The organism is Agrobacterium tumefaciens (assembly GCF_005221325.1).
GTDB lineage: Bacteria > Pseudomonadota > Alphaproteobacteria > Rhizobiales > Rhizobiaceae > Agrobacterium.
Map to the genome: position 1 here is coordinate 2,175,851 of NZ_CP039889.1, position 24,093 is coordinate 2,199,943.

At 58.6% G+C, this 24,093-nt stretch carries 26 protein-coding genes; 22 read left to right on the plus strand and 4 right to left on the minus strand.

Going from position 1 to position 24,093, the window contains the following annotated elements; genetic code table 11:
* Positions 1 to 174: 174 nt before the first annotated feature.
* A complete protein-coding gene (locus CFBP5499_RS24935; RefSeq protein WP_080827657.1) occupies positions 175 to 1,053 on the minus strand; it encodes a LysR substrate-binding domain-containing protein in 879 nt (292 codons plus the stop codon).
* 295 nt (positions 1,054 to 1,348) lie between these two features.
* On the opposite strand from CFBP5499_RS24935, the gene CFBP5499_RS24940 reads away from it, so the two are divergent.
* The 4 genes from CFBP5499_RS24940 (at position 1,349) to CFBP5499_RS24955 (ending at position 6,022) form a co-directional block, all read left to right on the plus strand.
* Complete coding sequence (locus CFBP5499_RS24940; RefSeq protein WP_080827656.1) at positions 1,349 to 2,611, plus strand: ribulose-bisphosphate carboxylase large subunit family protein; 1,263 nt, start codon at positions 1,349 to 1,351, stop codon at positions 2,609 to 2,611.
* Positions 2,608 to 3,975: a four-carbon acid sugar kinase family protein gene (locus tag CFBP5499_RS24945; RefSeq protein ID WP_080827655.1), complete on the plus strand. Its 1,368-nt coding sequence runs from the start codon at positions 2,608 to 2,610 to the stop codon at positions 3,973 to 3,975. Before CFBP5499_RS24940 ends, CFBP5499_RS24945 begins: the two co-directional genes overlap by 4 nt.
* Positions 3,976 to 4,053: 78 nt before the next feature.
* The gene (locus tag CFBP5499_RS24950) at positions 4,054 to 4,824 is read left to right on the plus strand and encodes an SDR family NAD(P)-dependent oxidoreductase (protein ID WP_080827654.1); all 771 of its coding nucleotides are present in this window, start codon (positions 4,054 to 4,056) and stop codon (positions 4,822 to 4,824) included.
* 178 nt (positions 4,825 to 5,002) lie between these two features.
* On the plus strand, positions 5,003 to 6,022 hold the full coding sequence (locus CFBP5499_RS24955) for a 2-keto-3-deoxygluconate permease (protein WP_080827653.1): 1,020 nt from the start codon (positions 5,003 to 5,005) through the stop codon (positions 6,020 to 6,022).
* A gap of 163 nt (positions 6,023 to 6,185) precedes the next feature.
* Here the strand turns inward: CFBP5499_RS24955 and CFBP5499_RS24960 are convergent, their stop codons facing one another.
* Positions 6,186 to 7,085, minus strand: a complete 900-nt coding sequence (locus CFBP5499_RS24960; protein ID WP_080827652.1) for an AraC family transcriptional regulator — start codon at positions 7,083 to 7,085, stop codon at positions 6,186 to 6,188.
* Between the two features lie 168 nt (positions 7,086 to 7,253).
* Between CFBP5499_RS24960 and CFBP5499_RS24965 the strand changes: the two genes are divergently transcribed.
* The gene (locus tag CFBP5499_RS24965; protein WP_080827651.1) at positions 7,254 to 8,012 is read left to right on the plus strand and encodes an SDR family NAD(P)-dependent oxidoreductase; all 759 of its coding nucleotides are present in this window, start codon (positions 7,254 to 7,256) and stop codon (positions 8,010 to 8,012) included.
* A gap of 34 nt (positions 8,013 to 8,046) precedes the next feature.
* On the opposite strand, the gene CFBP5499_RS24970 is transcribed toward CFBP5499_RS24965, so the two are convergent.
* Positions 8,047 to 8,940 (minus strand): GntR family transcriptional regulator, encoded by an 894-nt coding sequence (locus CFBP5499_RS24970; protein ID WP_080827650.1) that lies wholly within the window; start codon positions 8,938 to 8,940, stop codon positions 8,047 to 8,049.
* A 320-nt stretch (positions 8,941 to 9,260) separates the two neighbouring features.
* Here CFBP5499_RS24970 and CFBP5499_RS24975 point away from each other — a divergent pair, with 320 nt between their 5' ends.
* From CFBP5499_RS24975 to CFBP5499_RS25020, 10 genes are read left to right on the plus strand one after another with little or no spacing between them, the layout of a single operon-like run.
* On the plus strand, positions 9,261 to 10,070 hold the full coding sequence (locus tag CFBP5499_RS24975; protein WP_080827649.1) for an ABC transporter substrate-binding protein: 810 nt from the start codon (positions 9,261 to 9,263) through the stop codon (positions 10,068 to 10,070).
* Positions 10,071 to 10,103: 33 nt separating this feature from the next.
* Positions 10,104 to 10,823, plus strand: a complete 720-nt coding sequence (locus CFBP5499_RS24980; protein WP_080827648.1) for an amino acid ABC transporter permease — start codon at positions 10,104 to 10,106, stop codon at positions 10,821 to 10,823.
* A 20-nt stretch (positions 10,824 to 10,843) separates the two neighbouring features.
* Positions 10,844 to 11,593 (plus strand): amino acid ABC transporter ATP-binding protein, encoded by a 750-nt coding sequence (locus tag CFBP5499_RS24985; RefSeq protein WP_173988285.1) that lies wholly within the window; start codon positions 10,844 to 10,846, stop codon positions 11,591 to 11,593.
* 13 nt (positions 11,594 to 11,606) lie between these two features.
* Positions 11,607 to 12,770 (plus strand): M20 family metallopeptidase, encoded by a 1,164-nt coding sequence (locus CFBP5499_RS24990; RefSeq protein ID WP_080827646.1) that lies wholly within the window; start codon positions 11,607 to 11,609, stop codon positions 12,768 to 12,770.
* Positions 12,767 to 13,864, plus strand: coding sequence for a mandelate racemase/muconate lactonizing enzyme family protein (locus tag CFBP5499_RS24995; RefSeq protein ID WP_080827645.1), 1,098 nt, complete (start codon positions 12,767 to 12,769; stop codon positions 13,862 to 13,864). Before CFBP5499_RS24990 ends, CFBP5499_RS24995 begins: the two co-directional genes overlap by 4 nt.
* The gene (locus CFBP5499_RS25000; RefSeq protein WP_080827644.1) at positions 13,861 to 15,030 is read left to right on the plus strand and encodes a M24 family metallopeptidase; all 1,170 of its coding nucleotides are present in this window, start codon (positions 13,861 to 13,863) and stop codon (positions 15,028 to 15,030) included. The genes CFBP5499_RS24995 and CFBP5499_RS25000 overlap by 4 nt, the downstream gene beginning before the upstream one ends.
* Before the next feature lie 26 nt (positions 15,031 to 15,056).
* Entirely contained in the window at positions 15,057 to 16,283 is a 1,227-nt protein-coding gene (locus CFBP5499_RS25005; RefSeq protein ID WP_080827643.1) for a glutamine amidotransferase-related protein, read from the plus strand.
* A gap of 36 nt (positions 16,284 to 16,319) precedes the next feature.
* Entirely contained in the window at positions 16,320 to 16,733 is a 414-nt protein-coding gene (locus tag CFBP5499_RS25010) for a VOC family protein (RefSeq protein WP_080827642.1), read from the plus strand.
* 22 nt (positions 16,734 to 16,755) lie between these two features.
* Complete coding sequence (locus tag CFBP5499_RS25015) at positions 16,756 to 17,691, plus strand: 2-hydroxyacid dehydrogenase (protein ID WP_080827641.1); 936 nt, start codon at positions 16,756 to 16,758, stop codon at positions 17,689 to 17,691.
* 50 nt (positions 17,692 to 17,741) lie between these two features.
* The gene (locus CFBP5499_RS25020) at positions 17,742 to 18,614 is read left to right on the plus strand and encodes a D-amino-acid transaminase (protein WP_080827640.1); all 873 of its coding nucleotides are present in this window, start codon (positions 17,742 to 17,744) and stop codon (positions 18,612 to 18,614) included.
* Between the two features lie 183 nt (positions 18,615 to 18,797).
* On the opposite strand, the gene CFBP5499_RS25030 is transcribed toward CFBP5499_RS25020, so the two are convergent.
* Complete coding sequence (locus CFBP5499_RS25030) at positions 18,798 to 19,691, minus strand: NAD(P)/FAD-dependent oxidoreductase (protein ID WP_080830083.1); 894 nt, start codon at positions 19,689 to 19,691, stop codon at positions 18,798 to 18,800.
* Between the two features lie 115 nt (positions 19,692 to 19,806).
* Here CFBP5499_RS25030 and CFBP5499_RS30180 point away from each other — a divergent pair, with 115 nt between their 5' ends.
* From CFBP5499_RS30180 to CFBP5499_RS25065, 7 genes are all read left to right on the plus strand, one after another.
* Positions 19,807 to 19,980 (plus strand): hypothetical protein, encoded by a 174-nt coding sequence (locus tag CFBP5499_RS30180; RefSeq protein WP_175416890.1) that lies wholly within the window; start codon positions 19,807 to 19,809, stop codon positions 19,978 to 19,980.
* A 33-nt stretch (positions 19,981 to 20,013) separates the two neighbouring features.
* A complete protein-coding gene (locus CFBP5499_RS25035) occupies positions 20,014 to 20,715 on the plus strand; it encodes a TetR/AcrR family transcriptional regulator (protein ID WP_080827638.1) in 702 nt (233 codons plus the stop codon).
* A 397-nt stretch (positions 20,716 to 21,112) separates the two neighbouring features.
* Positions 21,113 to 21,418, plus strand: coding sequence for an NIPSNAP family protein (locus CFBP5499_RS25045; protein WP_080827637.1), 306 nt, complete (start codon positions 21,113 to 21,115; stop codon positions 21,416 to 21,418).
* Positions 21,419 to 21,657: 239 nt separating this feature from the next.
* The gene (locus CFBP5499_RS25050; protein WP_080827636.1) at positions 21,658 to 21,900 is read left to right on the plus strand and encodes an acyl carrier protein; all 243 of its coding nucleotides are present in this window, start codon (positions 21,658 to 21,660) and stop codon (positions 21,898 to 21,900) included.
* 255 nt (positions 21,901 to 22,155) lie between these two features.
* Positions 22,156 to 22,659 (plus strand): winged helix-turn-helix transcriptional regulator, encoded by a 504-nt coding sequence (locus CFBP5499_RS25055; protein WP_080827635.1) that lies wholly within the window; start codon positions 22,156 to 22,158, stop codon positions 22,657 to 22,659.
* Positions 22,660 to 22,705: 46 nt separating this feature from the next.
* Positions 22,706 to 23,407 carry an SDR family NAD(P)-dependent oxidoreductase gene (locus CFBP5499_RS25060; RefSeq protein WP_080827634.1) on the plus strand — a complete coding sequence of 234 codons (702 nt, stop codon included), beginning with the start codon at positions 22,706 to 22,708 and terminating at the stop codon, positions 23,405 to 23,407.
* Positions 23,408 to 23,412: 5 nt separating this feature from the next.
* The gene (locus CFBP5499_RS25065) at positions 23,413 to 23,862 is read left to right on the plus strand and encodes a PaaI family thioesterase (RefSeq protein WP_080830082.1); all 450 of its coding nucleotides are present in this window, start codon (positions 23,413 to 23,415) and stop codon (positions 23,860 to 23,862) included.
* Positions 23,863 to 24,093 lie beyond the last annotated feature (231 nt).

Here is a 24,093-nt window from a genome sequence, read left to right on the forward strand (position 1 = left end):
CTGCTCTTTTGGGGCACTATGGTCGCCGTTTCGCGGCATGTCCATCATGTCGAAGGGTCGACATCTCGCTGAAAATTGAAATCTGTTGGGGTGTACACTCTAATTTGCATCAAGAGCAGAGGGGGAGCATTCCGTCCTTCGAGACGAATAAGTGCGAGCTCCCTTCCTGCACGGCTATAGCGCTTCCATCATTTTCGCCTCAATCCATCTCGCCAAAGCTTTGACCTCGTGGTTGAGCCTCAGATGATGGGCGATCCATAATTGCAATTTGTGGGGTCCAAGGACAAACCCGAACGGAGCAACGAGCAGTCCGGCTGAAATCTCTCTTTGAACGAGATATCTTGGTGCGATCGCAACCCCCGCACCGAAGGCCGCGGCTTGAAGCATGAGATAGAAATGCTCATACTCTTCGCTGATCTCGATCTCAGGCGTGTCTTCCCCAAAGGCCACGAGCCACTCCGCCCAAGCGCCTTTCCGTGTGGCTGTTCCCAGTATTCTTGCCGATTTCAGATCGTTCGATGATCGCAACTGGTTCCGTGAGAGGTATTCGGGACTACAGACCGGTCCGATTTCCTCTGCGATCATGTCCACAATCACCACATCGTCGGGAGGAGTATACATGGTGTTTCGTATCGCAACGCTGATGCCGTCCTTTGCGAAATCGACCTCTCCGTAATTCACGTTAAGACGAAACTGGACGTTGGGATGCTGCATTCGAAAATCAGGGAGTTTCGGGATCAACCAGTGTTGCATGATGGTTGCGGAGCAGGACAGGGTGAGCGGACCAACGGACAGACGCGCCACTGCGAGGTTCAGGGTGCGAAATCCCTCACTTAGACTTTGCGCCATCTCGGCCCCGGCGGGTGTCGGCTCTGATGACTTGGAAAGGCGCTCGAGCAGTCTTGTACCGTACAGCCGCTCCAATTCGCGGATATGACGGCTTATGGCCCCGTGGCTTACCTCCAGCTCCCGAGCCGCCTTGGTCATGCTTCCCAACCGCGCCGTCGCCTCAAACGCCCGCAACGCATGCAATGGAAGATTTGAATACGACATGAAAGCCCTCCGGTTTAGCCGCAGGTCTGCCCTTCGGCCTGCGACAGTCATGTCATTTTAATGCAGAGCGTCCAGCCCGAAAATATTGCAGAGCCGCTTTTTCATGCAAAAATCCTCGTAAAATCGCGTCAATCATCATGTTCTAACTCGCTTATGATCTTCCACCTGTGAGTAAAACTCACATCATCATGCGCGCATTATGCATGTTTTTTTCGCTCGAGGCCTATATTTTGACGATACTGATCAAGGAAGTGCGGAGGAGGGTCCGCTGCTTCCCGGTCGAGGAGGAGACATCTTGACAAGTCCAACACGCATCGAGGCCGATTACGTCCTCGAAACATATCTGCCGCCGGAGCAGGCAGCGGCAATCATTGCCGGCGAACAGTCGAGCGGCACGTTTGTCGCGGTGCCAGGCGAAACGCCCGAGTTGAAAGCTCGATCGGCAGCAAGGGTGGAACGTCTGGAGCCGATCGCCACGTACAACGGCACCCCCGCTCTCGAAGGGCGTTATGCGGCGAACGAGACCATGTCGTTGCATCGTGTCGAAATGACCCTTTCCTGGCCCTGTGAGACCGTCGGAACCTCGCTTCCCAACGTGATCGCAACGGTCGCCGGAAATCTGTTTGAACTCGCCTGCGTCACTGGACTTCGCATCACCGACATAAGGCTTCCGCCTCCCTTCTTCCAGAAATACAAAGGCCCGGCCTTCGGGATCGCGGGTACGCGAGACCTAAGTGGCGTTGCCAAAGGACCGCTCATCGGGACCATCGTCAAGCCAAGTGTCGGCCTGACCGCCGAGCAGACCGCTTCACTTGTGAAGGAACTCGTGGATGGTGGCATCGACTTCATCAAGGATGACGAGCTTCAGAGCGACTCCACGATCTGCCCCTTTGACGCCCGCGTCGATAGTGTCATGCGTGTAATCAATAATGCTGCTGACCGAACCGGCAAGAAGGTCATGTATGCGTTCAACCTTACCGGTGATATGGATGAGATGCGTCATCGTCACGACAAACTCGTGGCGGCCGGTGCGACATGCATGATGGTAAGCCTGAACTCGGTGGGCCTTGCGGGCTTTCTGGATCTAAGGTCGAGCAGTGAGCTTCCCATCCACGCGCATCGAAATGGATGGGGCTATCTGAGCCGGCATCCTTCGCTCGGCTGGTCTTACATAGCGTGGCAAAAGATCTGGCGCCTCGCTGGCGCCGACCATATGCACGTCAACGGCATCGACAACAAGTTTTCAGAAGACAATGACTCCGTACTTCGGTCGGCGCGCGAATGCCTGACACCAATGTCCGCCGACAAGCCATGTCTGGCCGTGCCGGTTTTCTCGAGCGGTCAGACCGCGCGTCAGGCCCATGGCACATATGCGGGGTTGCAGTCGGAGGACTTGATCGTAACTGCGGGAGGAGGGATCGTCGCTCATCCGAAAGGACCTGCGGCAGGCGTTCAAGCTCTTCGAGATGCTTATCAGGCAGCCATCACTGGAGAAAGCCTGGAGTCTGCCGCCAGACGGAGCGACGAACTCAAGCTTGCTATGGAAATGCGAGCATGAAGCGCGCCATTTCACCACTCCCGCCAGGCCCCCTGGTGTCCTTTTATGGCGATGACTTTACGGGATCGTCCGCGTCGATGGAAGCATTCGCCTGGCAGGGGATCAAGACGGTGCTCTTTCTGGGGGTTCCTTCAGCGGAACGCCTCGCCGAGTTTCCCGACTATCGCTGCATCGGTATTGCTGGCATTGCACGATCAAAGAGCCCGTCCTGGATGGACGCTCACTTGCCGGCCATCTTCGAACGACTGGCGCAGACTGGCGCACCCGTCATACAGTATAAAGTCTGCTCAACCTTTGACTCTGCCCCGCATATCGGCTCCATCGGAAGGGCCGCCGATATAGGTGCAAAGCTGTTCCCCGGTCCGATACCGATGTTGGTGGGGGATCTTGGAATGGGGCGAGTGCAGATTTTTGGAAATCTCTTTGCTCAGGCCGATGGCGTTTATTATCGGTTGGATCGCCATCCAACGATGGCAGAACATCCATCAACACCTATGCGGGAATCGGATCTGGCGCGCCATCTGGCTTCCCAGACAAACTTGCCGGTGTCGAACATCGACATGCACCAGTTAAGGCGGGATGCCGATGACCCCGCGAATTGGGAGCTTCCGGAAAACTCGCAAATTTACTCGATCGATTTGCTCGATGTGGAGACACTGCGCGCCGCAGGGCAAGCCATCTGGACCATGGGGAAGGCGCAAAAATTCGTCATAGGATCCCAGGGCGTTCAAGCGGCTCTTGCATCTTACTGGCGTTCGGAAGGACTCTTGACGGATCCGCCTGTCGAAACGTCGATCCGGGCCGTTGACCGGATTGCGGTGGTCTCTGGTTCCGTTTCCCCCATGACCGCTACACAGATCGAGCACGCAACGTCGCATGGTTATGAAGCAATACGGCTCGATTTGGACCGGGTGTCCGACCGGAATGCATGGAACGCGGAAATCAACCAGGCGGTGGACAAGTCAAAGGCTGTGTTGTCCGCCGGCCGGGATCCGCTGGTGTTCACGGCGAGAGGGCCTGACGACCCGGCAGTGCGGCAGTTCAGGGAGAAATTCTACAGCGATCGGAAAACCGCCGAAGCGGTGAATGATCTCATTGGCAGCAGCCTTGGCCAGATATTGGATAGGCTGATCACGGAAACCGGCCTTACTCGGGTGGTGCTGTCTGGAGGCGACACTTCGAGCCACGCCGCATTGCACCTGAAAATTGACGCGTTGACCAGTGTGGCGAAGCTCGCTCCGGGCGGTCCCTTGTGCCGGGCTCATTCCACGGACCCGTCGAGGAACGGGATTGAGATTGCAATGAAGGGTGGGCAGGTGGGAGCGGCCGATTACTTCGTCGCGGCAAGGAACGGCCGGACCTAGGCCCCTGGCGAGCGGGTGAGCCTGTGCGATCACGGCCGGAGTTGGCGCATATTTTTTGGCTTTTGGGAGGAGAACGACATGCCGCAAGAGAAGAAAACGAGGGTTGCCCTTGTAACGGGTTCCGCAATGGGGATTGGTTACGCCATTGCTCATCAGCTTGCGTCGGATGGATACACCGTCATTATTGCCGACATAAACGAGGAGGCAGCAGATAAAGCTGCTAGCGAGCTTGGAGCGGTAAATTTAAAAGCCCGGTCCGTCGTGATGGATGTCGGCAACCCCGATTCGATCGCGAACGCCTTCGACGTCGTTGCGAGAGAGTATGGTCGTTGCGATGTCCTCGTTAATAATGCCGGGATAGCAAAGACCTTTCCGTTCATCGACTTTCCGTACGACAACTGGGCCGCGACGCTCAACATCAACGTCACGGGCACGTTTCTGTGCAGTCAACATGCCGCCAGATTAATGCAGAGCTCACGCTGGGGCAGGATCATCAACATTGCGTCGGTCGCGGGCGAACGCGCCGTGGGCCATGGTCGAACCGCTTATGGTGTTTCAAAGGCGGCGGTCATCGGGCTCACGCGGCAGATGTCTGCTGAGCTGGCGACCTATGGGATAACCAGCAATGCCGTTGCGCCAGGGCCAGTGGATACTCCGCTGACGGAAGTTCTGCATTCCGCGGAGTTCCGGGCAACATACACCGCAGCAATTCCCGCAAAAAGATATGGGAAGCCCAGCGAGATTGCGGCGGCGGTTTCCTTCCTCGCTTCCGATGGGGCGGGTTATGTGAATGGCGCGGTCATTCCCGTAGACGGCGGCTTTCTCGCAGCCGGTGCGCTTCCGGTCTAGAGGTCGGCATCCGCTGCCCGGATGAGCCAGCCGTCCGACCTTTCAGAAGGTTCCCCGGTTGGCCGGTACTTTAGATGACATGCATCCGCTCAAGTGGCGGAAAACCTAGCCAAGTTTCAAGATCAACTCATCGACGTGCGTAACCTGGGAGGTATCGCGCGCAAAAGGAGTATGCCTTATGGAAAAGCTGCAATTCAGAAAAGGCTCTTCATCAGTTCCATTCTTCAAGACCATGCAGGCAGTCCCGGCGGGGATGATGCTCATTCCACTCATTATGGGCGTGCTCATCAACTCGTTTGCGCCGGACGCGCTGAAGATTGGCGGCTTCACCCAAGCCTTGTTCAAGGACGGCGCTCTGGCGCTCATAGGCTTGCTGATTTTTGCCACCGGTGCACAGATTACCGGAAGCCACAGCGGCAAGGCGGCCGCCGCTACCACCGGCGTGGTGCTGGTCTGCAAGACGCTCATTCCCGCCGCGATCGCCGTCATTCTGGGGCTGATCTTCGGTCTGGAGGGCTTCTGGGGAATATCCATCCTGGCGTTGCTTGCGATCATGGGGAACAGCAATGGAGCCTTGTGGTTGGCTTTCGCCGGTGAGTACGGAGACGAACGGGACACAGGCGCCTACGTTGCCAGCGCTTTCGATGATGGCCCCTTCCTCGCCATGATTTTCCTTGGGGCTTCGGGGCTTGGCCAGATCCCCGTCATGGCTCTGGTGGCAGCGATCGTACCGTTTGCGTTGGGTTTGCTTGTCGGCGCTGTCGATCGCGAGTGGACTCGAGTGCTCGATAGTGTGCCGAGCATTACAATCCCCTTCATGTCGTTCGCCGTGGGCACCGGCATCAGCCTGGGCGCCGTTCTTACTGGTGGGTTGCAGGGTCTTTTCCTCGGCGTCGGTGTGGTCCTGTTCACCGGCGGCCTCACATATCTCGGATATCGTCATATACTGCGTCGCGGTCCCAAAAGCGGTATCGGTTTCGCCGCGGGCACCACTGCCGGAAACGCCGTGGCCGTGCCGATGGCGGTGGCCGTCGCCGATCCGCGCTTTCTGCCATTCGTCGAGTCGGCAACGGCGCAAACCGCGACGGCAGTTCTGGTAACGGCGGTTCTGGCTCCGATCGTCGCTTCCTGGGTTCTCAGGAAATCTGGAGGGCTCAGTGTCCATGATCCCGTAGCGGAGAACGTGGCAGCCGCATAATTTCGGCCTGCGATGACAGCTTGTTCAAACAAGTCGCGACTGGTTTGGATCGCAGCTAGGTCACCGCTCCATCAAGCAAAACAGAAGAAGCGCTCGACACGATGTCGGGCGCTTATTTCGGTCTTTCAGTGCGAATCAGCTACCCCGCCGGCACTCCTCCAGATCAACTCATTGCCGAGTGTCCAATGGACTGTCTTATCTGGCGAGCACTCCGGGCGGGAGGCGTACCAAATTGCCGCAGATACTCGCGGCTAAACTGGGACGGGCTCTCGTAGCCCACCGCGAAGGCGACGTCCGATGCGTTGCGATCGCCTGCGAGCAATAACTGGCGTGCTTCCTGTAATCGGAGCTGCTTTTGATATTGAAGAGGGCTAAGGCCAGTCATGGCCAGAAAGTGCCGATGCAGGCTTGCTCGACTCATTCCGCTTGCATTGCAAAGCTCTTCAATCCGCAGCTGCGCGTTGTAGTTGTCCCTTATCCAGGCTACCGCGCGCCTGATGCGATCCAGTGGGCCCTCGGGCTGGGCAATCTGACGCAATAGACGACCCTGCGGACCTTGCAGGAGACGATAGAGCAATTCCCGCTCAGCCATCGGAGCAAGAACGGGAATGTCGGCAGGGGTATCGAGCAACGACAGCAGGCGCAGCAGGGTATCGCGCAACGCAGGGGTCATCGGGTTGATCGATATGCCGACACCGCGCGGATCGGCGTCCCGGACCTGCGGCATTGTGGACGCGACGTCCGCCAGGATCGCAGGATCGAGGATCAGCGAGACGGCAATATAGGGTTTGCCGTCGCCCGCATCCATAACTTGGCCGATTAGCGGCAAATCGAGCGCGCTGATCAGGTAATGTGAGGGATCGTAGGACAAACGCTGGTCGTTAATCGCGACGTGCTTCGACCCCTGCAGAATGAAGCAAATCATGGAACGGTAGAGACATGGTGCTTTGCCGGTCGTGGCCCGTCCTATGCTGAGCTCCAGCCGCGGGATCGATGTGACGACCAAACCTGGAGATGCGTGGCGAAGTGCAATGTCGATGTGCTGAGGAAGCTCGTCTGTCATTTCGATATTATGGCATCGTTGTTCGTATGCGTAAAGTGATTGAGACAATCAGGCAAAACGTTGAGAGGATCAGGTGGGTTTGAAGAAGCGTCATCAAGTAGGTTGGCGGCATGGAGAGGGCGCTTCTTGTCGCCGTCTCACAATTGGATGACTTGAAAGGACCCAACCATGACCAACCAGATCGCACTTATTACCGGCGCCAGCCGCGGCCTTGGCCGTAACATCGCGCTTCATCTCGCAAAACGTGGTGTCCATATCATCGGCACCTATCGCAGCGGCTCGGCAGAAGCGGAGGCATTGCGTCACGAGATCGAAGCTCTGGGCGGCAAGGCTGTGATGCTGGCGCTCGATGTCACTGATGTGGCGAGCTTTGCTGCATTCGCGGGGCAGGTGGCAAATGCTCTCGTGGCGGAGTTCGGCCGTGAGCGCTTCGACTTCCTCGTCAACAATGCCGGAAACGGTTTGTTCGCCAACTTCACGGAAGCGACGGAAGAACAATTCGAATCCTTGATAGCGACACACCTGCGTGGGCCTGTGTTCCTCACGCAGAAGCTGTTGCCCCTCATTGAAGATGGTGGACGTATCCTCAACGTTTCCTCGGGCTTCACGCGTTTCACGCTCCCCGGATACAGTCTTTATGCGGCGGCAAAGGCCGGGATTGAGGTGCTGACCCGCTTCCTGGCAGTCGAGCTTGGAGCACGACAGATCCGCGTAAACGCAATTTCACCAGGAGCCATCGCGACTGACTTTGGCGGCGGAGCGGTGCGCGACAATGAAGGCGTTAATGCCTACGTCGCTCAGGGCATCGCCCTTGGTCGTGTCGGGCAGCCGGACGATATCGGTGGCGCGGTCGCAGCCATTCTTTCCGATGATCTGGCGTGGGCGAACGGAACGACCTTCGATATCTCCGGCGGGCAGTTGCTCTGAACCCGCACGATGTCGAACCGCTGAGGCTTTGGCCTCATTTTGCTGAGTATTGAGGCGCGGCGGACAGGGCCGTTTTCAGATGTGCCGCCATAAGTTCCGCTGCGCGCTCAAGCTCCCCCAGACCAACCGCTTCTATGATGGCGACGTGCTCGCGGCACCAGTCCTTGACCCGCCGGCGGTTGGTGTAGCCGCCGAATTCCAGCAGTCGGCGCAGCCGGTTCTGCTGCTGAATCGCCTGCAGGAAGAATATATTGCCGCTGAATTCGGCGATCATCTCGTGAAAATTTGCATCGGTTTCGAACAGTTGGCGCGGATCGACAGAGCCTATGTCGGGATGCGCTTCCAGATACAGATGCTGCAACCGGGATCGCTCAAGCGCCGCCGGATCGTGCCGGAAACTGCTTAGCAGAAAACCTGAAGGCTCTATCGTCTTGCGAAAATCGTAGCTGTTGCGCAGGGCTACCTGCGTGTCCAGTGTCGGTAGGAAAGTCCAGCCGCGGCCACTGTTGCGTGCCAGAAGGCCGTCATTGACGAGATTGGTGAGCGTTTTCTGCAGCAGGATCCGGTCGACATCGAAGCGACGTGCAATGTCTGATTGGGTGAAGGTTTCGGCAAGCGCGCCGGACAGGCGTTCCTCCACGATACGCGAATAAAGATCCTGATCAGCCGTCGTTGGAATCTCGACTTCGATACGTTGCAATTCCTCCGGCAGAGCCTTGAGGAAAAAACCCTGATTCTTGCGCGCCTCGACAATGCCGCGCTCGGCAAGAAGCAGCAGCGCTGAGCGCACCGGCGTTCGCGATACGCCGATCATATCGCCGAGCTGTTGCTCACGCATATGATGCCCCGGCTCAAAGCGCGCATCACGGGCGAGGTCAAGAATTTGATTTGCAAGTCGATATCGACCTTGCCGCGGAATGCTGGTCACCGGAATATCCGTAAATTGTACTAAATACACACCACTAGTACGATATAATCGATATTTCTGGCAATCCTTGATTGGCGTTAACACGCACAAATTTCCGTAAGAATAGAAATCGTATCGATGGATGTTGTGTACTGTCTGGCGCGTCAAGGGATTTTTCGATCAAAAGATGCTTCAAAAACGCACATAAAGCTCAAAAAATAGCCATCTGTTTGATGTGCTGATTTTTTAGGTTTTGATGCTTGACTAGCCCTGAATTTGCATTGTACTGATGTTGTCAATCAGAGCAATCATAGCCTGATAAATAGATAAGGGGAACCGTCATGCTTCGATCTGCAGTGGCCGCATTCGCATTGTCCTTCACGCTCGCTCAAGCGGTTTCCGCGGCGGAGCTTCCCAAGTCGGGGCTCGTCGAGGCGACGGCCATCACCTATGGCGTCGCCGCGACGTTTGCGCCTTTCGAGTTTCAGAAAGACGCCAAACTTACGGGCTTCGATATCGATCTGATCGCAGCGCTTTCGGCAAAGCTGAAGGCGCAGGCCAAGCCGATGAACATGGAATTCAAGGGGCTTATTCCCGCCCTGATCGGCGGTCGCATCGATCTCATCAACTCGGCGATGTACATCAATCCGGCGCGCTCGGAGCAGGTCGATTTCATTCCGTACCTGAAGATCGGCAACATGGTGATCGTTCAGGCGGGCAACCCGAAGAAGATCACCGGTCGTGACGATAGCCTGTGCGGTAAAACCGTCGCCGTCACGCTGGGCGGCATTCAGGAGAGCCAGGCGCGTGCCGACGATGTGCGCTGCAAGGCGAAGAACCTTGAAGGCGTAAAGGTCCTGACCTTCCCGACGGCACAGGATTCCGCGTTGACGTTGCGCCAGGGGCGCGCCGACGCAACGTTTGACTCAACGCCGGGTGCAGTCGTCCTGCAGACCGAGGTTCCCGGCGTTTACGAGACGGTCGGCGAAGAGTTCGAGTCCAACACCAGCATCGGCATGGCAACACGCAAGGGCGATACGGCGCTGCAGACGTCCATCAAGGATGCTCTCAGCGAGGTCGTCAGCGACGGTACCTACAAGTCGCTGATCGAAAAGTGGAAGCTGCCGGCATCGGTTGCGATCTTCAAGTGACACGTTTCGAAACCACAGGAAAAGGAGAGCGGGATGTCACTTGATCTGGTCTTCGGCTACGTCTTCTCGCCCGCTTTCTTTCACGGCGCTCTTCTGACGCTTCTCATCACCGTGGTGTCGTTGTTCTTCGGCATGGTGGCGGGTCTGCTCGTGGCCTTGCTGCAGGAATCCGGCATCAAGGTATTGCAGGTCGTCACGCTCATCTATCTCTGGCTGTTCCGCGGCACGCCGGTCCTGTTCCAGATCATCTTCATCTACAATGTCCTGCCAACCTTCGGCATCATGTTGTCGGCCTTCGTCAGCGCGGTGATCGCCCTGTCGCTGAATGAAGGGGCCTACATGGCAGAGATCATTCGCTCCGGCCTTCAGGCGGTTAAGAAGGGACAGCGTACGGCGGGCCTTGCGCTTGGTATGAGCCGTTTCGCCGTGATGCGCCATATCGTCATTCCGCAAGCCGCCCGCATCGTTCTGCCGCCAACGGGTAACCAGATGATCGGCATGCTGAAAACAAGTGCGCTTGTATCGGTCGTCGCCGTCGAGGAACTGTTGCTGGTCGCCAACCAGACGGCGAGTTCCAATTTCAAATATTTCGAGGCTCTGACGGCTGCCGGCATCTATTACCTGCTGCTGACGACCATCTTCATGGTCTTGCAATATCTCCTCGAACGCTCGCTGGACCGCAAGCGGACCCGTGAAAGACGCCGACCCGTTTCGCTGACTGCGCGTCTCACCAGGCTTACTGCAAAAAGCTAATCCAGCTGAAGGAGACAATCATGAGACCTTCCGAAGACAAGCCAGTTCTCGAGATCATGGGGATCAACAAAAGCTTCGGCGATCTTCAGATCCTGAAGGCCTGCAGCCTGAATGTGCGCAGCCGCGAAACCATGGTCATCATCGGTCCGTCGGGGTCCGGCAAGTCCACCCTGCTGCGCTGCATCAACCTGCTGGAACCCGCCGATGACGGTAACATCTTTTTCGAGGGCCGTGACATTGCGGGTGAGATCAGGCGCGCTCCGGAAATCCGCCGTGAGATCGGCATGGTCTTCCAGAACTTCGAGCTGTTCCAGCACCTGACGGCGATCGAAAACATCATGCTGGCACCGATGAAAGTGCTCGGCATGAGCCGTAGCGATGCCCACGATATTGCCATGGACCTGTTGCGCAAGGTCCGTATACCCGAGCGTGCCGACTTCTTTCCCGACGAACTGTCCGGCGGCCAGCAGCAGCGTATCGCGATCGCCCGCGCCCTCGCCATGAAGCCAAAGCTGATGCTCTACGACGAGCCGACGTCCGCGCTGGACCCGGAGATGATCCGTGAAGTGCTGGATGTCATGACCGACCTCAGCAGTGAAGGCATGACCAGCATCGTCGTGACCCACGAAATGGGCTTCGCCAAACGCGCGGCCGATCAGATCGTCTTCATGGAGAACGGCGAAGTGATCGAGAATGCCCCGCGTGACGCCTTCTTCGGTGGAGCCGTCAATGAGCGGGCGACACACTTCCTCGACCAAATCCTGCACTAGGTGAAATGCCATTATGACAAATATGCCAGACATCGCACGCATGAAGCGTGAGCTTGCCGAAATCATCGCCATTCCCAGCGAAAATCCGCCAGGTGGCGAAGCTGCGGTCGCGGCTTATGTCGAGCGGCTTCTGAAGGCCGAAGGCTTCGCCGTGTCGGTGACCGAGTACAAGCCGGGCCGCTTCAACGTCGAAGCGAGGCTGGAAAATGGTCCGGGCCCCGTCTTTGCCTTCAACACCCATATGGATACCGTGCCTGCCGGCGAAGGCTGGACCTCCGACGCCTTCACGCTGCGCGAAACGGATGGCAAGCTGTTCGGCCGTGGTGCCTGCGATTGCAAGGGTCCGCTGATCGCGATGATCGAGGCCATGCGCATGCTGGTCGCCGATCGCACGGCATGGTCAGGCACGCTTCTCGGTGTGTTTGTCGGCGACGAGGAAATCGCCAGCGAAGGTGCCAAATATTATGCTTCGACCCGTCCGAAAATCGATTTCGCCGTGGTTGGGGAGCCGACGTCCAACACCACCTATTCCGCCCACAAGGGCAGTCTGCGACCGGTCGTGCGTGTCCATGGCGTCGTGGCGCATTCCGGCACGCCTCACCTCGGCGACAATGCCATCTACCGTGCAGGCCAGTTGCTGACACTGGTGGAGGCCTATCACAACGAGGTCGTCCGCACCCGCACGCGCCCGCTTGTCGGCGAGGCGAGCCTGACCGTGACCCGCATCTCCGGCGGCCATGCCGACAACGTCTTGCCGGGCTCATGCGAAATTCTCCTCGACCGCCGCATGGTGCCTGGCGAAAACGAGGATGCGGTGAAGCAGGAGTTTGCCGGTCTTCTCAAGGACGCCTACGATCGCTTTGGCGTCAAGGCCGAGATCGTAGACTACAAGGCGACGACCGGAAGCGCGACGGAAACGGCCGGTGACCAGCCGATCGTCGTCGCGAGCCTTGAGGCATGCAGGGAAAATGGAACTACCGATCCCGGTCCCTTCGGCTTCCAGGGTGGCTGTGACCTGGTGCATTTCCGCTCGCTCGGCGCTCAGGGCACGGTGATCGGTCCGGGCAGTCTTTCGGTGGCGCACAAGCCTGACGAGTTCGTGCCGTTGGACGAATTCGTCACCTGCAGCGTCATCTATCGCGACGTCGCCAGAAAAATGCTGCAGCCGAACCAATGAGAGCCACTCTCTACAGAGCCATGTTGCAATATGGCGGCGGCCTGCTTCTCCATACCGCGTCGTCGGGACCGGTGGGCGGTCTGGACACACTTTATCTGAGGCTGGAGCGCGGCGAACATGTCGGTATCGGTGAAGTCCGCATCAATATCGCCTATCTGAACGGCCTCAGCCCGGAGATGTGCCTTGAGCAGGCTCTGGCCGTTCTGGAGGATATCAACTGGTCGGTCGGGTCGTCGATAATCCAGGCTGTCCTTTCGAAACGGACGGATGTCATCGCGCCGGTGCGCATGCTGATCGACATGGCTCTCCATGACCTGATGGCGCGCGAGAGCAATGTTCCCGTCAGTGCGATACTCGGCGGCGAGGCTGGTCAGCCGGTCCGCTATGCCACCAATCAGACGCTTTTCATATCTTCGGCCGAGCAGTTTCTCATGCAGGCCGAAGCTTACGTGAACAGAGGTTTTCACGACCTGAAAGTGCGCGTCGGCGGCGGTGATTTTGCCGATGATCTTGCGCGCCTGGCAGCTCTGCGGCAGCGTTTCGGCGACGGCGTCAAACTGGCGATCGATGCCAACGGCTCATGGGGCGAGGCGGAAGCGGAAGAGAACCTGAAAACACTTGCCCGTTTCGGGCTGACGTATGTCGAGCAGCCGGTGGCGCCAGGTGACTGGGACATGCTGAACCGGCTGGCCGAGAAAAGCCCGCTGCCGTTGATGCTCGACGAAAGCGTCGCCACCCCATCCGACATCGATGCGATCATCGTTGCCGGCGGCCGGCTGTGGGGGCACCTGAAGCTTGTGAAACTCGGCGGTCTCACCGCAAGCCTTGCGGCTGCCAAGCGCCTTTCGGATGCGGGCATTCCGTTCATGGTGGGCCAGATGAACGAAGGCGCGGTCGCAACGGCAGCCGCACTTCATCTCAGCTGCGCGGTGCAGCCCCGCTTTGCCGAACTTTATGGTGCCGACGGGCTGGAGAACGATGCCGCAGCCGGTCTCGTTTATGCAAACGGCGACGTCGAGGGACCAGCCACAAGCGGGTTGGGTTTGAAATTCGATGCGTCGAAGGCGCATCTCGTCAAGGAGTTTGGATTATGAGCATACCCAGCGATATCGTTCAGGGACAGGAATCGGCATTCCCGCGGGAGGAATATGCCCGTCGGCAGGCGTCTGCCCGCGAAGCGCTTTCGGCAGCGGGCATCGATGCGATGGTCGTGACCGGGCCTGAGAACATCTTTTATCTCACCGGCCAGCAGACCCCCGGCTATTACACGTTCCAGGCGCTGATATTGCCGGCTGATGGCGATCCCGTCTTCCTGATCCGCCAGCTTGAATATTTCAATTTCATCGCCAATACGTTCATCTCCGATGCCGTCGTTTATCAGGATGGAGAGGACCCGCTCGGCCTTCTGGTAAAGCTGATCGAGAGCCGCGGCCTGGCTTCCAAGCGTATTGCCATCGACAAGCGGGGATGGTTCCTGCCGATTGCGGTCTATGAGGCGCTGCAGGCGCGGCTGGGCACGATCGGCGATGGTGCGGGCGTCATCGAGAAGCAGCGTGCGATCAAGTCGCCGCTCGAGGTAGAGAAGCTCGAGCGCGCCGCATCCTATGTCGATGAAGGCATGCGCGCCGGTCTTTCTGCCGTCCGCATCGGGGCGACGGAGAATGATCTCGTGGCCGCAATGATGGGCTCGGCAATCGCTGCGGGCTCGGAATATCTCGGCATGGAGCCGCTCGTCTCGGTCGGTCCGCGCACCGGCGTGCCGCATGGCACCTGGCGCCGCCGCCAGATCAATGCGGGTGATCCGGCGTTCCTGGAAATGGCCGCGTGCCATGACCGATACCACGCGGCGCTGATGCGTTCCGCCTGGATCGGCGAGCCGCCGAAGGAAGCAGCGGACATGATGAAGGTCTGCCAGGAGGCGCTTCAGGTCTCGCTTGACACGATCCGTCCGGGCGTGGCCTGCGAAGTGCCGCATATCGCCTGCCAGAAGGTCATCGATCGCGCCGGTTATACCGAGAATTTCAAGAAGCGGCTGGGTTACAGCGTCGGCATTTCCTTCGCGCCCGACTGGGGCGAGGGCGCCATCCTCAGCCTGAATGCAGGCGTGACGGCGGAACTTCAGCCCGGCATGACCTTCCACCTGCCGCCGGCGCTGCGCATTTACGGTCGCTTCACGGTCGGTGTCAGCGAAACGATCGTCATCACGGAAACGGGCTATCGCGCTCTGGGAACGATCGATCGCGATCTCCTGATCGTGTAAGACGATCGGATCGAACGGAGCTGATGATGAGCCTGATCCTCGTTTATCACGATACCGAAGTCCCCGCACTTTACGGAGCGGCCGCGGCAGCGGTCGCAGCGGCCAGGGGAAGCGGCTTCATGCATGTCTCCGCCCGGTTCGATACGATACGCCATGCGGATGCCATACAGCATGTGGTCGCAAGCGGTGGGCTTGCGGCGAGCGGCCTCTGCTGGTTCGAAAGACTGTCGGGAAAGCCCGTTTCGCCCGAGGCCACCTCCGACGCGATCCTCGATGCGGCCCGTTCCGCCGATATCGTCGTACCGATCCATCCCGTATTTCTTGTGGAGCAGAATATCGTTGCGGCCCTGTCCTCCGGCGCGAAAGCTCGGGGAATTGACGTGGAAACCATTACGGTCGTCGATGATGGGGACACATTCCGGGATGTTTCGACGCAATCCGTCCTGGCTTGGCGTGACCGGTTCGGCCGCATCACGCTGATTAAGTCTTCCGGTAAGCCGCCGACGGATCTGACGATCGGTATTGTTGGTGCGGAAACCGATCACCACGATGTCTATCCGGCAGTGCTTGCCTGCCTGGCCGACGCGGCCGACGCACTTTCCCTGGCGATCGACATACGCTTCATCGACCCGGTGGAATTCGCCCGGAGCGACGACCCGGAAACCTTGCGGGACCTTTCCGGTGTTCTGCTGCCCGGCGGTGCCGACATGAAGAATGTGCCCGGACAGACGGCAGTCGCGGCGTTTGCTCTCGAAAACGCGCTGCCGACGGTGGGTCTTTGCCTCGGCATGCAAACAATGGCAACGGCGGTGGCATGGAAGACCTTCGGCCGGCGCAATGCCAATCTGGCCGAGGCCGATCCCGACGTCGCCATAAAGACGTTTGTCGCCATGGCAGGCGAAACGGATGCGAGCGGCATGAGCTTGCCTTCGCATCGCACCGGCGATCAGACCATGGAGACGATGGCCAATACATATTTGTCCGAAGTCATCTCATCCGTCGCGCCGGTGCGCTGCAATCATCGGTTCAGACTGAACCCAACGATTGTTCCGGACCTGGAGACCAATGGCCTGCGGGTGTCCGCGCGAGGCCTGTCCGGTGCCGTTGTCGATGCGATCGAAGTGCCTGGGCATGTCTTTTTCATGGGCATGCAGGGCCATCCGGAACTCTCTTCGCGCTCGGGCGCACCTCATCCGCTGATCATTGCCTTCCTTCAGGCGGCGACGCGCAATTACCAGTCAACTGCATCGTAAACCACGCAATCAACCATACAAATAAAGGAAACATCCATGCGCTCACTTTTCCATCTCGCCTATCATGTCACCGATCTCGATGAAACCCGCCGCTTTTACGGCGGTGTTCTCGGCTGCAAGGAGGGACGCAGTACCGACACCTGGGTCGATTTCGATTTCTTCGGGCATCAGATTTCCATGCATCTCGGCAAGCCATTCGAAACGACGCGGACCGGCAAGGTCGGCAATCACATGGTGATGATGCCGCATCTCGGGGTCGTTCTCGAACTGGATGCGTGGTTGGCTCTCGCCAAGCGGCTTGAGGATGCGAAAATTGCATTCGATATCCCTCCCGTGGTGCGCTTCGAAGGCGAGCCGGGCGAACAGCGCACGATGTTCTTCTTCGATCCGAGCGGCAATCCGATCGAAGTCAAGGGTTTCAAGGATTTCGACAGCGTTTTCGCGCACTAACCGGGAGAGCGAGGGTCGCACCATGATTGCGCTTGTAACGCGAATGCCCGATGAGGCAGAACAGCTCTGGCTGAAGGCCTTATCGGAGACTATGCCGGGCGAGACGATCGTCCCGTTCCGGCAGATCGATGAGCGATCTCGATCCGGGATCGACATCGCTATCGTCGCCAATCCGGCACCGGCCGATATAGCTCTGCTGCCACGCCTGAAATGGATACACAGCGTGTGGGCCGGTGTCGAACGCATGGTCGCCGAGCTCGGGGAAAGCCGTGTGCCGATCGTGCGGCTGGTCGATCCGCAGCTTAGCAGCACCATGGCGGAAGCGGTGCTCGCCTGGACCTACTACCTGTTTCGCGACATGCCTGCCTATGCCCGGCTTCAGCGACAGCATGTATGGCAGCAGCTCGCCTACAGGCGGCCGCAGCAGGTCACGATAGGCCTTCTCGGCCTCGGCGCACTGGGCGCCGCATCAGCGGATCGTCTGACGCAAGCGGGTTTCAACGTTATCGGCTGGAGCCGGTCGGCCAAAACCTTGGAAGGTGTCGAGACCTTTGACGGCGAAAGTGGCCTGAACGAGGTTCTAAGCCGATCGGAAATACTCGTCTGCCTTCTGCCGTTGACGGAAGACACCAGGGGGCTGCTGAATGCCGAACGGCTTTCACAGCTGCCGAAGAATGCCTCGCTGATCAATTTCGCCCGCGGCCCCATCGTGGTCGCAGACGATCTGCTGAACGCACTGGACGCCGGAAAGCTGAAACATGCAGTACTCGATGTCTTCGATGTCGAGCCCCTGCCGGCACAGGCTGCGTACTGGGATCATCCGTGTGTCACTGTGTTGCCCCATATCTCCGCTCCCACAGACCGGGAAACGGCGGCCGCGATCGTTGCCACCAACATCCGGAACTACCGCGACACCGGCGAACTTCCACCCACCGTCGATCTGGTTCGGGGATATTGACGCTTGTGCGTCATCCCGAACGATCAACCACGAATTTTCTAGGGAATTGAATGAACATGACTTCACCTGAACGTATCGTCTATGTCGATGGACGCTATTGCCCGGAATCCGAAGGCAAGGTTTCGATCTTCGATCGTGGCTACCTGTTTGCAGATGCCATCTACGAGGTTACCTGCGTGATCGGCGGAAAGCTCGTCGATTTCGAAGGGCACATGGTGCGGCTGCAGCGATCGCTTAAAGAACTCGATATCCCGACGCCCATGAGCAACGAAGAGCTGCTGGCGATCCACCGTAAGCTGGTCATCGAAAACCAGGTCGATGAAGGCCTGATCTACATGCAGATATCGCGCGGCAACGCGGATCGCGATTTCAACTTTCCGCCCAGGGATACGCCGCCGGTGGTCGTCCTGTTCACCCAGGCACGGCCTGTCATCGAGAGCCCGCTTGCCAAGCGTGGACTAAAGGTCATCTCGCTGCCGGATATCCGCTGGGGCCGCCGCGACATCAAGACCGTACAGCTGCTCTATCCGACCATGGCCAAGAATGCGGCGAGCGAAGCTGGCGCAGACGACGCCTGGCTGGTGCAGGACGGATATGTGACGGAAGCTTCATCGGCAAACGCCTATATCGTCACCTCCGAGGGCAAGATCGTTACCCGCCGGCTCTCCAGCGATATCCTGCACGGGATTACCCGCGCCGCAGTGCTGCGTTTTGCGGCGGAAGAGGGCTACACCCTGGAGGAGCGTTCGTTCACGATTGCCGAGGCGCTCGAGGCGAAAGAGACATTCATTACCTCGGCGACGTCCTTTGTTACCGCGGTCCTGTCGATCGACGGTCATGTCATCGGCAACGGAACGATCGGTCCCGTCAGCCGCCGGTTGCGCGAAATCTACCTGGAGAAGGCCGTCAGCGCGGCGATCTGAGGTCGGGCATATCCCGACCAATTGAGGTACGGATCACGCACGCAGATGTCGGGGTCGGATATTCCGATCCCGCATGTCCGTCCTGCTCATCCAACCGCAAGAACGCGGGGCCAGGGCGGGAGGAGGTGACGACCACGGCGGCCAAGTTCGGCAAGGAAGGGTTTCGTGGCCGGCGGATGGTCCTCAAACCAGCATCGACTGCTGGGCGGAGATACCCGCCGTCGCGCCGTGCGATATTGCCGTTGTGACCGACGCCATCGCTGGGTTGGCAAGATCGCCGGCGGCGTAGATGCCGGGTATGCTGGTTTCGCGGCGCTCATCGACCTTGAGGGCGATGCCGAGGGGTGTATTGACGGTGGCGAGGCCCAGGGATTCATGCAGGACTGCGGATGGCTTGTTGCGCGGATGCGCGAACAGGATATCGACTGCGACATTGGGGGCGGTATCGAGCTTGACGGTGGCGTTATGGCCCCCGTGACGGACGATTTCAGTGATCCGGCCATCAACGACAGGTATGTTGCGGCGTGCCAGATCGGCCCGGATATCGGGTGCGATGTCGTGGCCATCGGCGAAGACCGTCAACGTGTCGGTCCAGTCGTGGTACAGCCTGACATAAGTGTGCGACTGCGGGCCGGACCAGACGAGGCCCCAATGCTGCCCGGCGACTTCAAAGCCATCGCAATAGGGGCAGGGTACGATGGACGTGCCCCAGCTTTCGGCAAAACCCGAAACAGCAGGCATCTGGTCGGTAACGCCATAGCTCAGGATCAGGCGGCGCGCGCCAAGGCTTTCGCCATCGCCGGTGAGGACGGAGAAATCGTCGATGGTGCCGGAGATGCTGTCGGCCCGGGCATTGACCAGCTTGATCGTGGGATAACGCGCCAGCTGCTGGCGCGCTTCGGCCAGGATGTTCAGCGGCGGCTTATGATCGTGGCCGAGCAGGCCATGCGAGTGGCCGGCGAAGCGGTTGCGCGGCAGGCCGGTATCGAGAACGGTGACCTTGCGGCGGGCACGGCCGAGCTGCAGGGCGGCGGCGAGACCGGCAAAGCTGCCGCCGATGATGATGACGTCATTCATGGTGATGGGTTCCTTGTTGTGGGTGGAGGGGGATAGGCCGGCGCTGGCGGCGGCCTGGGCGCCGGCGAGGCCGATGGTGGAAAGCGCGGCCAACTTCAGCAGGGCTCGTCGTTGCATGGAAGTCACCTTGTGTTTTGGTCGGCGCAATATCGTCCAGCGATATGCGCGCGAGACGGGCAGCGAGCAGAGCTTCGGCATCGGCGAGAAAGTCGCCCATCACTGTGTTGGCCGACCGGATGTTGCCGCATTCGATACCGCCGGGCGGCCGGAATTTGGAGAACATGGTTGAAACCTATTCAATGGCTTGCACATTTTGGAAACTATGTGGTATCGTTATTCAGTAATTAGGATACTGTCAAGGACCGTAATAACTGTGACCGAAAAAAACAGCCAGGCCCGGCGCGGCCGGCCCGTCAACGAAGCGCTTGGCCAAACGATTGTCGACGCCGCATACGAACTCTTTGTGGAATTGGGTTTTCAAGCGACGACATTGGATAAGGTCGCCCAGCGGGCGAAGATATCCAAGCTCAGCATCTACAAGCACTTCGAGAACAAGGAGGCGCTGTTCAGCGCTGCCATGGCGGCCCGCTGCCATCAGTTTGCACCACTGGCCCTTTCTGATGGCGTCGGCGGTTCGGCCGAAGAGCGACTCATGGCGGCGGGATCATCGCTGCTGCGCACGTTGCTGAGCCCGGATGTCCGCAGTGTCGAAGCTATGGTCATGGCCGACAAGACGAACCAAAGGTCGTTAAGCAAGCTCTTTTACGAAGCCGGTCCCGCCCATGTGATCGCCCAAATCGAAGCCCTGTTGCGTCAGTTGCACGCCAAAGCGGTTCTGAACGTACCGGATCCCCTCCGATCCGCCCGTTTGTTTGGCGCGCTTTTCAAGGGATCGGATCTCCTGATTATCGCACGTTTCGATGAGGCGAGAGCCGCGGACGACAACGAAATCGAATCCTATTGCCGCTCAGCCGTTGCCATGTTCATCGCCGCGCACGGTGGCAACGACCACGCGGGGCGATAGCCCGGTTAAAGAGCGGATCAGAACGAGGACATGGCATGGCAGAGAAGAATGTTTACCAGGTCGCCGACCGCGCAGTTCCACGCTTGCGATGCCATGGCGCTCTGCCAGATCGGCCGCCTCATACAGGCTGAGTTCGGAGCAGCCGAGGGTCGAAAAACAAATATTATCCCGTATTCGTGACGCAGCGATGGATGCAGGGGATCAGGCTCTGTAGCCGGAGAACCGCGAACTGGGTCAGGTCAATGCTATCTTGCGCAACGCCCTCTGCATGTCCTGTCAAGACAGCGCTGGACCGAACAATCGGCAACTCGATTTCCGGCTTGCTCTTAGCCGGCGACGGGCCCAAAAGCAGAGAGGCGCATGCCTGACGCGAATATATATCGAAGGAGTTTCTTGATTGATTACCTGTTACCTCAGATACACCATTGACCCGCACAAGCTTTCCGCGTTCGAGGATTATGCGCGGCTGTGGATCCCGATCGTCAATCGTATGGGCGGGACGCATCATGGGTATTTTCTGCCGAGCGAGGGTGCCAGCAATATTGCGCTGGCTCTGTTCAGCTTCCCAAGTCTTGCGGCCTACGAGGACTATCGGATCAGGATGGCGTCTGACCCCGAGTGCATCGCAGCCTATGAATTGGACAAGCGCAATCGTAGCATCGTCAGCTACGAGAGGTCCTTTATGCGTCCGGTATGGGGTTAAAGGGTCTAGCGGAGGTTTCGCAGGGACTTAGTGGGGGCAGCCAGCATTTGTCTTTTCGCGTGTGACAGGCGGCCTGCGACAGCGTTCAAGCTGCTACCACATAAAAAACCGAGGTGTCGCCATTCGGGTGAACTCCCACGAATTGCAGCAACAAAAAAATGCCAAGCGTCTTGCTGATTGATGGCATGGTTGCCAATTTAAGCGCTGGATGATGAGCTACCAGATTGCAAGGAATTTTCATGAGTGAGATCACAAGTCGCCTGTATAAGATCGTTGCCGAGCAACTCGGCGTCGAGATTGATAAAATCTCGGAGGATGCCAGCTTCTCGGACGACCTTGGCGCCGACTCACTGGAGATGATGGAGATGGTCATCGCGTTCGAAGGGGAATTCGGAATTGAGATTCCGGATAGTGCCAGCGAGACTATTCGCACCGTCGGAGACGCGGTTCGCTTTATAGAAAGCACCTGGACAAAACGTTGATGAGGCCCTGAAGGCTTTGCGTACGCGCGGGGCATTGCTGCTAAAAAGGCAAGCGACGTACCGCCAGTAGCATCAGTACGAGAATAAATGTTCGGTCAAGGGCCAAAAGTTAAGGGATCGACGCGGTGTGCCATACGTGCGCATCGATCTTTTGCTTGCCGAGCGATGGCGGCCGGGCACCAGTGTCACAACGGTTGCGATGGAAGCGCATCTACGTTACTTTAATTATTGAAGTCAACGAAATGCCGAGGGCATATGAGGCCTAAATCGTTCGCGGGAACGCGCTGCTCGGTCGCTGGCGCCTTGAACCTGGTCGGAGATCGCTGGACGTTGCTGCTGATCAGGGACCTGTCGCTTGGCCTTAGCCGGTTTGATGAGCTTTGTGGCGAGGTCGGCATACCGACCGCCACGTTGACAGCGCGTCTCAAGCACATGATCGATCACGGTCTTGTTGCGCGAGTGCGATACCAGGATCGCCCGCCTCGGGACGAATATCGGCTGACGGCTAAGGGACTTGATCTGTCGAAGGTTATATTGGCTCTGCGGGAATGGGGTGATCGATGGGATGCCACAGGACTAGGCGCTCCAGCGATCGAAACGATCGACGATAAAACCGGACATGCGCTCAGCCTTGCGCTGGTCGATTCGGAAACTGGCAGGGTCGTTCCGAGTGAGTGCGCGCGGCTGCGCGCTCTGGAGGGCGCGGATGACGATGTCCGAACTCTCGTAGACCGCTTCAACGCGAATGCCGTCCGATGACCGCCCCACGGGGCCTGACAGCATCGTTCGGGGAGGAGAGAGCCCTATGAGCACGTCAGCGACGAAACCGCTTGCGCTCGTCACGGGTGTCGGGCCGGGAACGAGAGCCGCAGTGGTGCGGCGTTTTTCAGCAGGCGGCTATCGTGTCGCCATGATTGCGCGCGACGTGACGCGGCTTGCCGTGTTGGAAAGCGAAATCCCGGAGTCGATAGCGATAGCCTGCGATGTTTCCGACCCTGCTGCGCTCGAGCGCGCCATTGCCGGCGTCGGATCGCCAAAGATCGTAGTTCACAATGCAGTCGGCGGGGCGTTCGGCAGTTTCATGGACATCGACCCTGTGGTGCTGGATCGCAATCTTGCGACCAATGTTACGGCGCTGCTGCATCTGGCCAGATTGACGGCGCCGGCGATGATCGAGGCTGGTGAGGGCGCCTTGATCGTGACGGGAAACACCGCCGCCTTGCGGGGCAAACCCAATTTTGCGGGGTTCGCGCCGACCAAGGCCGCGCAGCGCATCCTGACAGAATCGCTCGCGCGCGAGCTTGGCCCCAAAGGCGTTCATGTCGCGTATCTCATCATCGACGCGGTGATCGACGTGCCCTGGCAGCGCGAGCGTCTGCCCGATGCCCCCGATGATTTCTTCATTTCCCCGGCCTCGATTGCGGCCGAGGTCTTCCATCTGGCGCACCAGCCACGCGATGCGTGGTCGTTCCTCGCAGAGGTGCGTCCCTTCAAAGAGCCATGGTGAATCAAATGGATGCGATTATCCCTTCTCCCGCAGACGGACTTCAACAACTTCAGGCGATGCTGAGGGAAGGGCATCAGCCTCCTATCGGCAGAAAGCTTGATTTTTCCCTGGTCGAGGTTGAGCGCGGTCATGCTGTTTTCGAGGGCGCGCCGGATGATAGCGTCTATAATCCGATTGGATCTGTCCATGGTGGCTATGCTGCCACCCTGCTGGACAGCGCCTGCGGGGTTGCTGTTCATTCAAAGCTAACCGCGGAGCAGGGTTATACGACGCTTGAATTGAAGATTTCGTATCTTCGCGGTTTGAGCACTGACAGCGGTACGGTGCGTGCCGTCGGGCGCGTTACGTCGATGGGCAGGCGCGTCGCGTTCGCTGAGGCCACGCTTCATGATGGGGCGGGCCGGTTATGTGCGACGGCAACATCGACCTTGCTGATCTTCGAACATGGCAAATGAAAAGGCCTGCTCCAACCAGTTGCGCAGATTTCTGCGGGTGACGCGGCTCGATAACCACCTATGAAATATCTCTAGCCGCATCGATCGTCTGCGATTACTGGTCGCCCCACGTCATCAATGACATCGATATAGGCCTTTCCCGCTTCGAAGAACTTCGTGGGGCTCTGCCGATTGCACCGAATATCCTTATTGTTGCCGGTAATCGGGGCATTGCGGGCTTGGAGGCATTGG